Here is a 14,569-nt window from a genome sequence, read left to right as displayed (position 1 = left end):
CTACGGCAGCCACGCTGGACTATCCACATCTACGACTTGAAGCGCTCTTTTTATCAACACATCCTAGAGATGTGATGGGATGTAAAGACACCGCATTCATAAATAGCGCAGCGCAAAGCGGGCAGCTACTGTTAACATAGCGCCAGTCTCCCGGATTGAACAGTGCCAGAGGTAATATCATGCACAATGCCGACAACGAAAGTCTGTTAAAGCGGCTGGAAGAGCTGGAAAGCCGCCAGGCTTTTCAGGAAGTCACTATCGAAGAACTTAATCAAACCGTCGTGCAGCTTCAGCTTGAAATGCTGAAGCTGCAGGAACATCTGCGCTTACTCACCGATAAACTGCGTGCGACGCAACCTTCGATGATCGCCCCACAGTCAGAAGAAACGCCGCCGCCACATTACTAAAAAAGGCCGCCGAAGCGACCTTTTTTACAGTGACGATGCCAGAATTAATGGCAACCACAACCGCCATTACCACCACAACCGCCTTTCTTGCCATGATGATGGCCTTCATGGTCATGATCGTGGCCATGACCGCCACAGCAACCGTCACCATGCTCGTGGTGATGATCGTGTTCGCCATGCACGTGCCCGTGCGCCAGCTCTTCTGCGGTGGCTTCGCGGATCGCAACCACTTCTACGTGGAAGTTCAGGTTCTGGCCAGCCAGCATATGGTTGCCATCAACCACCACGTGATCGCCATCCACTTCGGTGATCTCAACCGGGACCGGGCCCTGATCGGTATCCGCCAGGAAGCGCATGCCAACCTGCAGTTCGTCAACGCCCATAAAGACGTCTTTCGGTACGCGCTGCACCAGGTTTTCGTCATAGTCGCCGTAAGCTTCGTTTGCGCCGACATGCACATCAAAACTGTCGCCCGCATCGTGGCCTTCGAGTGCTTTTTCCAGACCTGCGATCAGAGAACCATGCCCGTGCAGATAGTCCAACGGTGCACTCACCGGAGACTCATCAACCAAAACACCGTCTTCTGTACGTACTTGGTAAGCCAGGCTGACCACCAAGTCTTTTGCTACTTTCATGATATCTCCTACCGTTGGAAACTAAATCGGTGAAGATTGTATCGGAAATCTGCACCGCTGTACCCTCCAGCATAAAAAATCACGGCAGATATCGCTACTCAGGGTGGAAAATACCAATCACCTGCTCCTGCGGGCGAACGTGCTTTTCCACCTGTTGTTCGGTCTGGCGCTGATGGTGGCCACATTTGACGCACTCCACCACTTCAACCTGATCTTCGCGCCAAACCGCCAGCGTATCCATCGCGTTACAGCTTGGGCAAACCGCCCCGGCGATAAATCTTTTACGTGTTGCAGACATCATTGCGCTCCAAATTATTCGTGTTCATCCCAACCATCGTACTGGCGTTTCTCTTTTTGCATTTCACGATGGAACAACTCTTCCAGCTCTCGCCGGGCTTCTTTCACGCGGGAAATCTGCGCCACGTCGCCCTGATGCGGCGGCATCAGCTCACGCAACATCCGCATATCCAAACGGCGGAAATGCTGCTGCGCACGATAAGCCTGGTGCGGATGCATCCCCAATTCCGTCAACGCTTTACGCCCCAATTCCAAGGCGCTGGAGAAGGTTTCGCGGGTGAACTGCTTCACCCCGGCCTGCAACAGCTCATGCGCCTCCACACGGCCACGGGCGCGCGCCAACAGGGTGAGATTAGGAAAGTGCTGCTGGCACAAATGCACAATCGCCATCGTGTCTTCCGGTTCATTACAGGTAATCACGATGGACTTGGCTTTCTCTGCACCGGCGGCACGCAGCAATTCCAGCTCCGTCGCGTCACCATAGTAAACCTTATAGCCATAACGGCGCAGCACGCCGACCGCGCTGACATCACGCTCAAGCACGGTAATTCGCATCTTGTTGGCCATCAGCAAGCGGCCAACCACCTGGCCAAAACGCCCGAAACCAACGATGATCACCTGCGGATCATCATCGGCCACGTACGGTGCTTCTTCATGAACGTCTTTGGCGTTGTAGCGGCGCACCAGAATGCGATCGATAATCTGCATCAGTAACGGCGTAGTCATCATCGACAGCGTTACCACCACCAGCAGCAGAGCCAACTGATCAGAGTTCAGTACATGCTGTGCCAGCGCCGCCGAGAACAGCACGAAGGCAAATTCACCGCCTTGGCTCAGGACACCCGCAAACTGCAGACGCACCGAATGATGCAGGCCGAAAATGCGCGCCAATACATACAACACACCCGATTTAATCGCCACTAACAGCAAGACACCCAACAAAATCTCGGCCAGATGGGTGTAGAGCACACCGATATTCAGCTCCATCCCCACCGAAATAAAGAACAGCCCAAGCAACAGCCCCTTAAAGGGTTCAATGGCGATTTCCAACTCGTGGCGATATTCGCTTTCGGCCAGCAACACACCGGCGATAAAGGTCCCGAGCGCCATGGAAAGGCCCAGTTCCTCCATAAACAGCGCGGCCCCAAGCACCACCAGCAAAGCGGCGGCAGTGAAGATCTCACGCACGCCAGAAGAGGCGATATAGCGGAACAGCGGGCGCAGCAGAAAACGGCCGCCGATCAGCATGCCGCCAAACGCCGCCACCTTAGTGGCGATCTCCGCCCAGTCATCGCTGGTGCCACCACCACCGGCCAGAATCGGGATCAGGGCCAACGCGGGGATCACTGCCATATCCTGAAACAGCAGCACCGAGAACCCCAACTGCCCGCCCTCGTTGCGATTCATGCCCTTTTCACGCATCAGTTGCAGTGCCATGGCGGTCGACGACATCGCCAAGCCAATCCCGCCAATCACCGCCGCCTGCCAGGCAAAGTGGCTGAAATACAGCAACGCTCCCAGTATTGCTGCCGTGATCAACACCTGCCCGGCGCCCACTCCAAAGATCGAACGGCGCAGTTCCCACAGCTTGGCCGGGTTCAGTTCCAACCCGATGATAAACATCAGGAACACCACGCCAAGTTCAGAAAAGTGCAGGATCTCATCCACATCGCGGATAAACCCTAACCCCCACGGGCCAATCGCGATACCGGCGATCAGATAGCCCAATACCGCGCCGATCCCCAGACGGCGGGCGATCGGCACGGTCACCACGGCAGCAAACAGAAACAGCAGTATTGCTGTCAATAAAGACGCCCCTTCCATCACACTCTCCCTGTATGCGGTAACGGGTTACTCAGCCAATCAGCATAAGCGCTGGCATGGTGTTTCAATACTTCCGGTTTTTGCCGACGAGCCCAATAGACCACCATCGGTGTCAGCCAGTGCATATGGCACATGGCAGCAGTCAGCTCAAACGGGCGCAGGATATCTTCGATCGGATAACGATTATACCCGCCGGTGCGATAGGCCCCTTCCGGTTCACCGGTGGTGATCACCGAACGCCAGTATTTTCCTGCCAACGCGTTGCCGCCCACACCGCTGGCAAAACCGCGCGACAGCACGCGATCCAGCCACTCTTTCAGCAAGGCCGGGCAGCTATAGGTGTATAAAGGATGTTGAAAAACAATAATCTGATGGTCACGCAGCAGCTGTTGTTCATGGTGGATATCAATAAAAAAATCGGGATAGTGCGCGTAGAGATCGTGCACGGTGACATGTTCCAACTGCTGCGCCGGTTGTAACAAAACCCGGTTTGCGACCGAGTCCTGGGATTCCGGATGGGCATACAGCAGCAAAACCTTCGGCGGCTGCGACATCATTCCCCTCCAAAGCGTCGTCAGGGTAGCGGATTTCCGTTACCATGCACGCAAAGATCAATAATAGGGCAGCCTACCCGTCGTCTTTCAAGCGCCAGCTTGAAATCCATAGGGTATCTGCGCCCTGTTAACGTAAACTCATCCCAATTTAACATACTCTGAACATACGGCGCTTTATGATTGTTTTCTCCTCGCTACAAATCCGACGCGGCACGCGCGTCCTGTTGGACAACGCCACGGCGACGGTTAATCCCGGTCAGAAAGTCGGCTTGGTGGGCAAAAATGGCTGTGGTAAATCCACGCTGCTGGCCCTGCTGAAGGGCGAAATCGCCGCAGACGGTGGCAGCTATACCTTCCCTGGCAACTGGGCACTGGCCTGGGTGAATCAGGAAACACCTGCGCTGGATGTTCCTGCCATCGAGTATGTGATTGATGGTGATCGCGAATTCCGCCAGCTCGAAGCCGATTTACAGTTGGCCAACGATAAAAATGATGGCCATGCCATCGCCACGCTGCACGGCAAGCTCGATGCTATCGACGCCTGGACCATCCGCGCGCGCGCTGCCAGCCTGTTGCACGGCTTAGGTTTCTCTAACGAACAGTTGCAAAGCCCGGTACGTGCCTTCTCGGGCGGTTGGCGCATGCGCCTGAACCTGGCACAGGCCCTGGTTTGCCGTTCCGACCTGCTGCTGCTCGACGAACCAACCAACCACCTGGATTTGGATGCGGTAATCTGGCTGGAACGCTGGCTGAAAGGCTATGCAGGCACTCTGGTGCTGATTTCGCATGACCGCGACTTCCTCGACCCGATCGTTGATAAAATCCTGCATATCGAAAACCAGACCATCAACGAATACACCGGTAACTACTCCTCGTTCGAGCGCCAGCGCGTCACCAAGCTGGCACAACAGCAGTCGCTGTACCAAAGCCAGCAGGAAAAAGTAGCGCATCTGCAAAGCTATATCGATCGCTTCCGCGCCCAGGCCACCAAAGCCAAGCAGGCGCAGAGCCGCATCAAGATGCTGGAACGTATGGAGCTGATCGCCCCTGCGCACGTCGATAACCCATTCAGCTTCAGTTTCCGCCAGCCGGAAAGCCTGCCGAATCCGCTGCTGCGCATGGAAAAAGTCAGCGCGGGTTATGGCGAGAAAGTGATCCTGCAATCGATCAAGCTCAATCTGGTGCCCGGTTCCCGCATCGGTCTGCTGGGGCGCAACGGCGCCGGTAAATCGACGCTGATCAAGCTGTTGGCAGGCACGCTGGAACCCCTGAGCGGTGAGGTTGGGTTAGCGAAAGGCATCAAGCTCGGCTATTTTGCCCAGCATCAGTTGGAGTTCCTGCGCGCCGATGAATCGCCGCTGCAACACCTGAGCCGCATTGCGCCACGGGTGCTGGAACAGCAGTTACGCGATTACCTCGGCGGTTTCGGTTTCCAGGGCGACAAAGTCACTGAGGCGACCGAGCGTTTCTCCGGCGGCGAAAAGGCGCGGCTGGTCTTGGCGCTGATCGTCTGGCAACGCCCTAACCTGCTGCTGCTTGATGAACCGACCAACCACCTGGATCTGGATATGCGCCAGGCGCTGACCGAAGCACTGATCGATTTCGAAGGCGCGCTGGTGGTGGTTTCGCACGACCGTCACCTGCTGCGCTCCACCACCGACGATCTGTATCTGGTACACGACGGCCAGGTGGAACCCTTCGAAGGAGATCTGGACGATTACCAGCAGTGGCTGAGCGATCTGCAAAAGCAGCAGGCGCAGCAGGACGCGGCACCGAAGCAGGATAGCGGCAACAGCGCACAGGCGCGTAAAGATCAAAAGCGCCGTGAGGCCGAATTCCGTACGCAAACTCAGCCGCTACGCAAACAGATCGCCAAGCTGGAACAGCAGATGGAGAAATTGGGGGCAGCGTTGGCAGCATTAGAAGAGCAACTGGCCGACTCAGCGCTGTATGACGTCAGCCGCAAGGCCGATCTGACCGAGTGCCTGCAAAAACAGAGCCAGACCAAATCCGCCCTGGAAGAAACAGAAATGGCCTGGCTGGAGGCGCAAGAACAGTTGGAGACGCTGACTCAGGCATTTGAATCAGAAGGTTAATACCCCGTTACGTCTGGATACTGGAGTTCGCCTTGCGGTACCAGGCGAACTCAGGATGTAAACCGGCAGCACCAGTAAGCCCCCTTTTCACCACGGCGAAGCAGCGCTTGCCGCCTACAAGTAACCCGCATTATTTGGGTTTATTTAAAATTCAATTTTTTTGAATATCATGCTCAATATAACTACTGGTGTTATCAGCAGAAATCATCTAAAAACACCTTTTAAACTGACCTCTGCGGAATAAGATGATGAAATTAGCAAAAATAGTATTTCTAGCCAGCCTTGTTGCTTCTAGTTCTTTTAATTTGTACGCACAAGAAAAAAAGGGCAACGTAGATTTATCAAAATTCAGATTCAGCTATGAAGAGATGCAGCAAATTGCCAACCCTAAGTTGCTATCGCATCGTATTTTCTATGAGACCCCTTCAGTTGGCCCAGATGCCGCCTGGTTCGACGCAGTTAAACAAGGCAATTTAGCCACCGTTAAAAAAATGGTCGAAGCGGGGCAAAATCTTGAAGCAAAAGATGAAGCCTCTTTAGGGCAAACCGCGTTAGGCTGGGCCGCATTCATTGGTTATTTGGATATCGTCCAATATCTGACAGAGCAAGGGGCCGATATTCGCGCCACCGATAGAGCCGATGTTTATAATACGGTGAAATCCGCCGTGATGGGTAAAAACGTCGAAGTTGTTAAATATCTGCATGAGCGTTTAAAGAACGAAGTAGACTGGAATGCCAAAGAAAAAGATGGTGAAACACTGTTTATGGTCGCCGCGGTGGATGGCAGACTCGACACCGTCAAATACATTCTGCAATTTAACCCAGATTTAAACGTCGTCGCGATAAACGAGAATCCTAAAATTAACGCCAGCCCTCTCAGCGGTGCCTGCGAACACGGCTTTACCGATGTGGCAAATCTGCTGATCGAAAAAGGGGCGATCAATCATAAAACGGGTAAATCAAGCTGCGATTAATCTGTTCATTGATTAACCCACAGAGTGGTACAGGCGTACGCAAAGTACGCCTGTACCACAAAAAATAGGTAGATTGCCCTCAAGCCCGTGCGTCACGCGGTTATCCCAAATCGCAATATCATTCTCCTGCCAGCGCCGCGCTGCGCAATGAAAAGAGTTTGCCCGCCATAGTTCCGCTCTGTTGATAAACTGCCATTCAGTGGCTGACAGTTTTATCTGAGCGAAACTCAGCAATAAAGGAATAAAAAATATTCTTTATTCCTTATGTGAATATATCTTCAGGCTACAGCTTGATTTCACCCCGCAGGAAAATACGCGCATAGCCCCCCAGCAGCGTGCGCTCCCCTTTCAGTTCGCAGAACAGCTCACCACCGCGCGATGAGATCTGCTTGGCGTGCAACACATGGCGGCCAAGGCGTGCCGTCCAGTAAGGCATCAGCGTACAATGGGCAGAGCCGGTCACCGGATCTTCGCTGCGATCCAGCGAGAAATAACGTGAGACAAAATCCACCCCATCGCCCGGTGCAGTAACCATCACGCCGCAGCCCAGATGATCGATCAGTGCCGGAATGTCTGGCTGCAGCGCCCGTACCTGCGCCTCACTCTCCAATACCACCATCATTGCCCTAGCCTGCCACACCTCCTGCGCTTGAGCGCCCAGCAAGGCCGCCAGTGCCACAGGTTCAGCCACTTTCTGCGGCGGACGGGACGGGAAATCCAGAATCAGGCGTTCACGATCCTCAGCATCCCTTGTGACATGCAGTTCACCGCTGGCAGAGCGAAAGCGAACATCACGCAAGGCCGGATTCACCACGTTTAACAGCACGTGCGCCGTGGCCAGCGTGGCATGCCCACACAGATCTACCTCCCGCGTGGGGGTGAACCAGCGAATCCCATACATATCGCCATCTTCCCAGACAAAACTGGTTTCCGGCAGGAACAACTCATTGGCAATGGCCTGCATCTGCGCGCTTTCCAGCGGGTGTTTCAGCAAACAGACCCCTGCAGGATTGCCGCGCAGGCCTGCCCCGATAAACGCATCAACATGGAAATAATTTTCGCTCATCCGCTTTTCCTTAATGCCAGATAAGTAACACACAGGCCGCCGTTAACAGCCCCATGGAAACGTTGAAAATCACCCAGGCTTTCTTGCTGCGCAGCAGGCGGCCGATCACCGTGCCGAAGCCTAGCCAAATCACCCCGGCAACGATATTCACCAGCAACAGGCCAAAAGCGATCGCCAGAATAGAATTATTGTACCTTTCCCCTTCCAGGCTAAAACTCGCCACCGCCCCCAGGCCCATCAGCCAGGCTTTCGGGTTAAGGAACTGTAACAGCCACCCCTGATACAGGCGAATCGGCTTGGGCGGTGCCACATCGGTTTCCAGTTTCTCATAAGCGGCGGTCGCGACTTTCCACGCCAGCCACAACAGATACAGGCTACCGAGGATCTTCAGAATCAGGTGCAGTGAGGGATAAATCAGGATCAGACCACCCACGCCAAACGCCACCAGCAGCATGATACTCTGCATACCGAGCATGATGCCGATCATCAGCCACAGCGAACGCATAAAACCGAAGTTGGCCCCAGAGGTGGTGAGCAGCATATTGTTTGGGCCAGGCGTAATCGCGGCAACCCACAGGAAGCCTAACATCGAAAGAAATAAACTCAGTTCCATGAAGCGGGTGCTCCTCACCCAAATGATTTTTTGCAGTATTATTGTTAATACATGACATTGAAGCTAACAGTGCGGTATTGATCACACAATAGCCGCCAACAAGAATTTTATTCAACTATGCATGAATCCTTTCGCCCTTTGACCGGGGCCAGTAATCCGCATCTGCAAACCCTGCTGCCACGCTTGGTACGCCGTCATGTGCTGCTGAAACCGCATTGGCAACGGCTGGAATTGCCCGACGGTGATTTTGTCGATCTTGCCTGGAGCGAAGATCCCCAGTTAGCCCGCCACAAGCCGCGCGTGGTCCTGTTCCACGGCTTAGAGGGCAATTTCTACAGCCCTTACGCGCACGGCCTGCTCAACGCCTGGCGCGAACAAGGCTGGCTCGGGGTGGTGATGCATTTCCGTGGTTGCAGCGGTGTGCCCAACCGCAAGCAGCGTATCTATCATTCCGGTGAAACCGAGGATGCGCGTTTCTTTTTGCGCTGGCTGCGCGACAGTTTTGGTGAGGTACCCACGGCGGCGGTGGGGATCTCTCTCGGCGGTAATATGCTGGCGTACTACCTGGCGCAGCAAGGCAACGACAGCCTGCTGCAGGCCGCGGTAGTGGTGTCGGCACCGCTGATGCTGGAGCCCTGCTCGGTTCGCATGGAACAAGGTTTTTCGCGTGTTTATCAGCACTATCTGCTGGGCCAGTTGAAGCAGAATGCCACGCGCAAGTTGCTACATTACCCTGATACCCTGCCGCTGAGTCTGCCGCAGTTGAACCAGTTGCGCCGGATCCGTGAGTTTGACGAGGTGATCACCTCACGCTTGCACGGTTTTAACGGCGCGCTGGATTATTACCGCCGCTGCAGCGCCCTGCCCCTGTTGCCACAGATCACCACACCGCTGCTGATCATTCATGCCAAAGACGACCCGTTTATGACCGACGAGGTGATCCCCGATCTCACCCGCCTGCCAGCCAATATCGAATATCAGCTCACCGAGCGTGGCGGCCACGTTGGCTTTGTCGGCGGTACCTTGAAAAAACCACAAATGTGGCTGGAATACCGTATTCCATCCTGGCTTTCCCCTTTTCTGGAATCAACAACGTGATTATCCCTTGGCAAGAGCTTGAACAAGAAACCCTCAACAGCCTGATCGAATCCTTCGTGCTGCGTGAGGGTACTGACTACGGTGAGCACGAACGTTCGCTGGAACAGAAGGTGAATGACGTACGCCGCCAGTTGAAAAGCGGCGATGTAGTGCTGGTGTGGTCGGAACTGCACGAAACCGTCAATATCATGCCACGCGGGCAGATCCACGCCGGGCAGGAAGAAATTTAGTCACTCCAGCCTATGATTGGTAAAAAAAATCAGGTAACAATGGACGATTGCCGATCGACGCCTATGCCCAAAATAATTCAAGTTGTGCGAAGTATGGCGGGGATATGTACTTAATACGGAGTGACAACCCATTATGTCTGCCAAACATCCCATTATTGCGGTGACCGGCTCCAGCGGGGCCGGCACCACGACCACCAGCCTGGCGTTTCGCAAGATTTTCCAGCAGTTGAATATCCGTGCCGCCCAGTTGGAAGGGGACAGTTTCCATCACTACACCCGGCCAGAAATGGATGCGGCCATCCGTAAGGCACGCGATCTTGGCCGCCATATCAGCTATTTCGGCCCCGAAGCCAATAACTTCAGCCTGCTGGAACAAAGCTTTATCCAGTACGGCAAAAACGGCACCGGTCGCTCGCGCAAATACCTGCACACCTACGATGAGGCCGTGCCTTACGATCAGGTCCCCGGCACCTTCACGCCGTGGGAACCGCTGCCAACCCCCACCGATGTGTTGTTCTACGAAGGACTGCACGGCGGCGTAGTTGCCGATAAGGTTGACGTCGCCAAGCATGTTGATCTGCTGGTGGGGGTAGTGCCAATCGTCAACTTGGAGTGGATCCAGAAATTGATCCGCGATACCGGCGAGCGCGGCCATTCGCGTGAAGCGGTGATGGACTCCGTGGTACGTTCAATGGAAGATTACATCAGCTACATCACGCCGCAGTTCTCGCGCACCCATATCAACTTCCAACGCGTCCCCACGGTCGATACCTCCAATCCGTTTGCCGCCAAGGCCATCCCCTCATTGGACGAAAGCTTTGTGGTGATCCACTTCCGCGGCCTGGATCAGATCGATTACCCCTATCTGTTGGCAATGCTACAGGGGTCGTTTATCTCTCACATCAATACGCTGGTAGTGCCGGGCGGCAAAATGGGGCTGGCGATGGAGCTGATCATGGCACCATTAGTACAACGGCTACTGGAAGGTAAAAAAATCGAATAACGCTCTCGGGCGCGGCCAGCCACCGCGCCTTTCCCCTTATTCCCCTCGATGCATGCTACTGCCTCACACTCGGCAAAAAAGTCATTAATGAACGATTTTTCATTGCCAATATTCTTTCCTGTGGGCAAGGCGAAACCATCAGCCTGACGTTCAGCGCGGCGATTTCTGGATTTACTACGCAGCCATTGCCAGCACTACCCTTGGTAGCCTCAGGCAACGTCACGAATTTCAAAGCTGTGGGTAACGCTGGCCGCTTTGCTCAGCATCAGCGAAACCGAGCAATACTTCTCGGCCGACAGGTTAACCGCACGCTCAACAATCTTATCGGTCAGCCCTTTACCGGTGACGATAAAATGCAGGTTGATATGGGTAAACAGACGCGGTGCTTCTTCACGGCGCTCCGAGGTCAGTTTCACCTCGCAGTCACGGACATCGTTACGGCCTTTCTGCAAAATAGACACGACGTCAATAGCACTGCAACCGCCCACTGACATCAGGACCATTTCCATCGGGCTTGGCGCTTTATCGCCCGCGTTACCATCCATCAACACCTGATGGCCAGACGCAGACTCACCCAAGAATGTCAGCCCTTCCACCCACTTAACTCTTGCCTGCATTTTGTACACTCCGGTTAATTTCTCAAAATCAGGGTACGCTTTCGCATAGAAACTGGCAACGGAACCTGATGCTAATCATGCTGAAGCGAGACAACACAAGACACTCGCCTCACTCTGTGCTACAAACAGAGCCGCAATAACTCTTTCCAGGTCATCGATTTCAGGGAAATGCCCGAGGAAAGGGCCCTATATTGGCATGTTAACAGAATGTAACTTGCAGCACTTCACGCAAGTTAATATGCTAGAGTGCAAGCGTATTTCTATAACATGCCTCAAAACCTGTTGATAGCCACCCCACATTACACCAGGCTATAAGCACGTTTTACAGGGAACTCTGACCCCTGTGATACAAGGCAGCGATAACAACAGAGGATAACAGCGAATGGTTCTCGGCAAACCGCAAACAGACCCTACTCTCGAATGGTTCCTGTCTCATTGCCATATCCACAAATATCCATCAAAGAGTACGCTGATTCACCAAGGTGAAAAGGCCGAAACGCTTTACTACATTGTGAAAGGCTCCGTTGCGGTGCTGATCAAGGATGAAGAAGGCAAAGAGATGATCCTGTCCTACCTGAACCAGGGGGATTTCATCGGTGAACTTGGATTATTTGAAGAAGGCCAGGAACGCAGTGCCTGGGTTAGAGCGAAAACAGCCTGTGAAGTGGCTGAAATTTCCTATAAGAAATTCCGCCAGTTGATTCAGGTTAACCCGGATATCCTGATGCGCCTGTCTGCGCAGATGGCAAACCGCCTGCAAGTCACCTCAGAGAAAGTGGGTAACCTCGCCTTCCTTGACGTTACCGGCCGCATCGCGCAAACCTTGCTGAATCTGGCAAAACAGCCCGATGCCATGACTCACCCGGACGGCATGCAAATCAAGATTACCCGCCAGGAAATTGGTCAAATCGTCGGTTGCTCACGTGAAACCGTCGGTCGTATTTTGAAAATGCTCGAAGATCAAAACCTGATTTCTGCCCACGGCAAAACCATTGTCGTTTACGGCACGCGTTAATCATTGAAGAAGCGGCGTAGCAATACGCCGCTTTTTTAGCTTCCCCCGATTACTCATGTGGCGGCGCCTGATCTACCACCCGGAAGTCAACTACGCACTGCGGCAAACGCTGGTGCTGTGTCTGCCAGTGGTTTTCTTCCTGCTGCTGGGCAACCTGCAACTCGGCCTGCTGTTCTCTCTGGTGCCTGCCTGCTGCAACATTGCCGGATTAGACACACCCCACAAACGCTTTTTTAAACGCCTGATCGTCGGCGGCTCACTGTTTGCCCTCAGCAGCTTGCTGCTGCAACAGGCGCTGTTGTGGCATATTCCGTTGCCCCTGCTGATGCTGGCGATGGCGCTGTTGCTGGGCGTCAGCGGTGAAATCAGCCCACTGCATGCGCGCTTGCTGCCCGCCGCGCTGGTCGCGGCCATCTTTTCTCTCAGCATGGCAGGCCACGTACCGATCTGGCATACCCCGCTGCTGTATCTGGTTGGCACCCTCTGGTACGGGCTGTTCACCTGGTTCTGGTTCAAGCTGTGGAAAGAGCAGCCAATGCGCGAGTCCCTGAGCCCGCTCTATATCCAGTTGGCGGACTATTTCGAAGCTAAATACTCGCTGCTGACCCAGCATATCGATCCCGAAACCGCACTGCCACCGCTGCTGCAACGCCAGCAGAAGGTGATGGACATGATCAGCCTTCTGTATCAGCAAGTTAACTTCCTGCCTCATGCCAATAGCCAGGAACAAAAACGCCTGCAGCGCACTTTCCAGGTGGCACTCGATCTGCAGGAACACATTACCGTCAGCCTGCATCAGCCGGAAGAAGTGCAAAAGCTGGTAGAACAGAGCCAGGCCGAAGCGATTATCCGCCGTAACGCCCAAGTGATTGCCGGGCGTTTGCGCATCGTGGCCAACGATATTCTCTATCACCGGCGCTCAACGCGTTTCAGCATGAAGAGTGAGCTGGCGGCACTGGAAAAAGTGGCCACACAGCATGCCGATAACCCGGTAGGCCAGTTCTGTTTTTACCACTTCAGCCGCATCGCCCGCTTATTACGTAGCCAGCGCCCGCTGTATCAGCGCGATCTGATGGCCGACCAGGCGCGCTTGCCGTTCTGGCCTGCCGTGGTGAGCTACCTGTCGTGGAAGTCCAACGCCCTGCGCAATGCCGCCCGGCTGGGCATCATACTGGCGGTGGGTAGCAGTCTGGGTATGATTTTCAACCTGCCGAAGCCCTATTGGATCCTGCTGACCATTATGCTGGTGAGCCAGAACGGCTATAACGCCACGCGCGTCAGGATCCAGCATCGTGCCCTCGGCACGCTGGCCGGGTTGGCGATCGCCGCAGGACTCTTGCAGTTGCAACTGCCGGAGCACCTGACGCTGAGCATCATGCTGGCAATCACGCTGGCTGCCTACCTGATATTGCGCAAAAATTATGGGCTGGCGGTGATGGGGTTTACCGTCACTGCGGTGTATACCCTGCAATTGTTGGCGCTGAATGGCACCCATTTTCTGGTGCCGCGCCTAATCGATACGCTGATTGGCTGTGTGCTGGCGTTTGGCGGGAGTATCTGGCTATGGCCGCAATGGCAAAGCGGCCTGCTGCGTAAGAACGCACATCAGGCGCTGGAGCGGGATCAAACGGCATTACGCCTGCTGCTGCAAGAACAGGAAGCGGATCCTGCTACGCAGGCCTACGCACGAATGCAGGTTAATCAGGCACATAATGCGCTGTTCACTTCGCTTAATCAGGCGATGCAGGAACCGGGGTTTGAGTCGAATTATCTGGCGGATATGCGCTTATGGATCACGCACAGCCAGTTTATTGTCGAGCATCTGAATGCGCTGACCATTCTGGCGCGCGAGCACGACACCTTAACGCCAGAGATGGCGAAAGAGTATTTGCAAAGTTGCGAAATTGCCCTGCAAAGCTGCCAACAGCGGCTGGAATATGACGGCCCAAGCAGCAGCCAGAGCCCCATGCATCTCCCCGAGATGCACCCAGATATGCCAATAACCGAGATGGAACGCCACCTGCGGCGTATCCTTTCGCACCTGAGCGTGATGCATACCATTTCGTCGCTGGCCTGGCGCCAACGCCCGCACCATGGCATCTGGCTGAAACGGAAACTGCGGGAAAACTGAGATTGGCAG

15 protein-coding genes are annotated in these 14,569 nt (G+C 54.5%); 8 read left to right on the top strand and 7 right to left on the bottom strand.

All coding sequences use genetic code 11. From position 1 onward, the window contains the following. Positions 1-179 precede the first annotated feature (179 nt). The gene (locus BMI79_RS16805) at positions 180-407 is read left to right on the top strand and encodes a SlyX family protein (RefSeq protein WP_076943267.1); all 228 of its coding nucleotides are present in this window, start codon (positions 180-182) and stop codon (positions 405-407) included. Between the two features lie 44 nt (positions 408-451). Here the strand turns inward: BMI79_RS16805 and slyD are convergent, their stop codons facing one another. From slyD to kefG, 4 genes are all read right to left on the bottom strand, one after another. After that, entirely contained in the window at positions 452-1,042 is a 591-nt protein-coding gene (gene slyD, locus BMI79_RS16800) for a peptidylprolyl isomerase (RefSeq protein WP_076943266.1), read from the bottom strand. Positions 1,043-1,136: 94 nt separating this feature from the next. Then, positions 1,137-1,340, bottom strand: coding sequence for a YheV family putative zinc ribbon protein (locus BMI79_RS16795; RefSeq protein WP_037376686.1), 204 nt, complete (start codon positions 1,338-1,340; stop codon positions 1,137-1,139). A 14-nt stretch (positions 1,341-1,354) separates the two neighbouring features. Then, the gene (kefB, locus tag BMI79_RS16790; protein WP_076943265.1) at positions 1,355-3,163 is read right to left on the bottom strand and encodes a glutathione-regulated potassium-efflux system protein KefB; all 1,809 of its coding nucleotides are present in this window, start codon (positions 3,161-3,163) and stop codon (positions 1,355-1,357) included. Further along, positions 3,163-3,717, bottom strand: a complete 555-nt coding sequence (gene kefG, locus BMI79_RS16785; protein WP_076943264.1) for a glutathione-regulated potassium-efflux system ancillary protein KefG — start codon at positions 3,715-3,717, stop codon at positions 3,163-3,165. Before kefG ends, kefB begins: the two co-directional genes overlap by 1 nt. 176 nt (positions 3,718-3,893) lie before the next feature. On the opposite strand from kefG, the gene BMI79_RS16780 reads away from it, so the two are divergent. Then, positions 3,894-5,813, top strand: coding sequence for an ABC transporter ATP-binding protein (locus BMI79_RS16780; protein ID WP_076943263.1), 1,920 nt, complete (start codon positions 3,894-3,896; stop codon positions 5,811-5,813). Positions 5,814-6,058: 245 nt separating this feature from the next. Then, positions 6,059-6,787, top strand: a complete 729-nt coding sequence (locus BMI79_RS16775; RefSeq protein WP_076943262.1) for an ankyrin repeat domain-containing protein — start codon at positions 6,059-6,061, stop codon at positions 6,785-6,787. A gap of 283 nt (positions 6,788-7,070) precedes the next feature. Here the strand turns inward: BMI79_RS16775 and BMI79_RS16770 are convergent, their stop codons facing one another. Both BMI79_RS16770 and BMI79_RS16765 read right to left on the bottom strand, forming a co-directional pair. Beyond that, the gene (locus tag BMI79_RS16770) at positions 7,071-7,853 is read right to left on the bottom strand and encodes a PhzF family phenazine biosynthesis protein (protein ID WP_076943261.1); all 783 of its coding nucleotides are present in this window, start codon (positions 7,851-7,853) and stop codon (positions 7,071-7,073) included. A gap of 10 nt (positions 7,854-7,863) precedes the next feature. Continuing rightward, on the bottom strand, positions 7,864-8,466 hold the full coding sequence (locus BMI79_RS16765; RefSeq protein ID WP_076943260.1) for a LysE family translocator: 603 nt from the start codon (positions 8,464-8,466) through the stop codon (positions 7,864-7,866). Between the two features lie 117 nt (positions 8,467-8,583). On the opposite strand from BMI79_RS16765, the gene BMI79_RS16760 reads away from it, so the two are divergent. The 3 genes from BMI79_RS16760 to BMI79_RS16750 all read left to right on the top strand — a co-directional run bounded on the left by BMI79_RS16760 (position 8,584) and on the right by BMI79_RS16750 (position 10,797). Then, positions 8,584-9,564 (top strand): hydrolase, encoded by a 981-nt coding sequence (locus tag BMI79_RS16760; protein ID WP_076943259.1) that lies wholly within the window; start codon positions 8,584-8,586, stop codon positions 9,562-9,564. After that, entirely contained in the window at positions 9,561-9,794 is a 234-nt protein-coding gene (locus BMI79_RS16755; protein WP_076943258.1) for a YheU family protein, read from the top strand. The genes BMI79_RS16760 and BMI79_RS16755 overlap by 4 nt, the downstream gene beginning before the upstream one ends. A gap of 133 nt (positions 9,795-9,927) precedes the next feature. Further along, the gene (locus BMI79_RS16750; protein ID WP_076943257.1) at positions 9,928-10,797 is read left to right on the top strand and encodes a phosphoribulokinase; all 870 of its coding nucleotides are present in this window, start codon (positions 9,928-9,930) and stop codon (positions 10,795-10,797) included. 209 nt (positions 10,798-11,006) lie between these two features. Here BMI79_RS16750 and BMI79_RS16745 read toward each other — a convergent pair whose 3' ends face one another. Then, a complete protein-coding gene (locus BMI79_RS16745) occupies positions 11,007-11,414 on the bottom strand; it encodes an OsmC family protein (RefSeq protein ID WP_076943256.1) in 408 nt (135 codons plus the stop codon). Positions 11,415-11,796: 382 nt separating this feature from the next. On the opposite strand from BMI79_RS16745, the gene crp reads away from it, so the two are divergent. Both crp and BMI79_RS16735 read left to right on the top strand, forming a co-directional pair. Continuing rightward, complete coding sequence (crp, locus tag BMI79_RS16740) at positions 11,797-12,429, top strand: cAMP-activated global transcriptional regulator CRP (RefSeq protein ID WP_005969523.1); 633 nt, start codon at positions 11,797-11,799, stop codon at positions 12,427-12,429. A gap of 55 nt (positions 12,430-12,484) precedes the next feature. Further along, positions 12,485-14,560 carry a YccS/YhfK family putative transporter gene (locus BMI79_RS16735; protein ID WP_076943255.1) on the top strand — a complete coding sequence of 692 codons (2,076 nt, stop codon included), beginning with the start codon at positions 12,485-12,487 and terminating at the stop codon, positions 14,558-14,560. Positions 14,561-14,569 lie beyond the last annotated feature (9 nt).

The organism is Serratia oryzae, from assembly GCF_001976145.1.
Classification (GTDB): Bacteria; Pseudomonadota; Gammaproteobacteria; order Enterobacterales; family Enterobacteriaceae; genus Chania; species Chania oryzae.
Note: the sequence above shows the minus strand (reverse complement) of the source record. Positions and strands in the feature narration are given on the sequence as shown.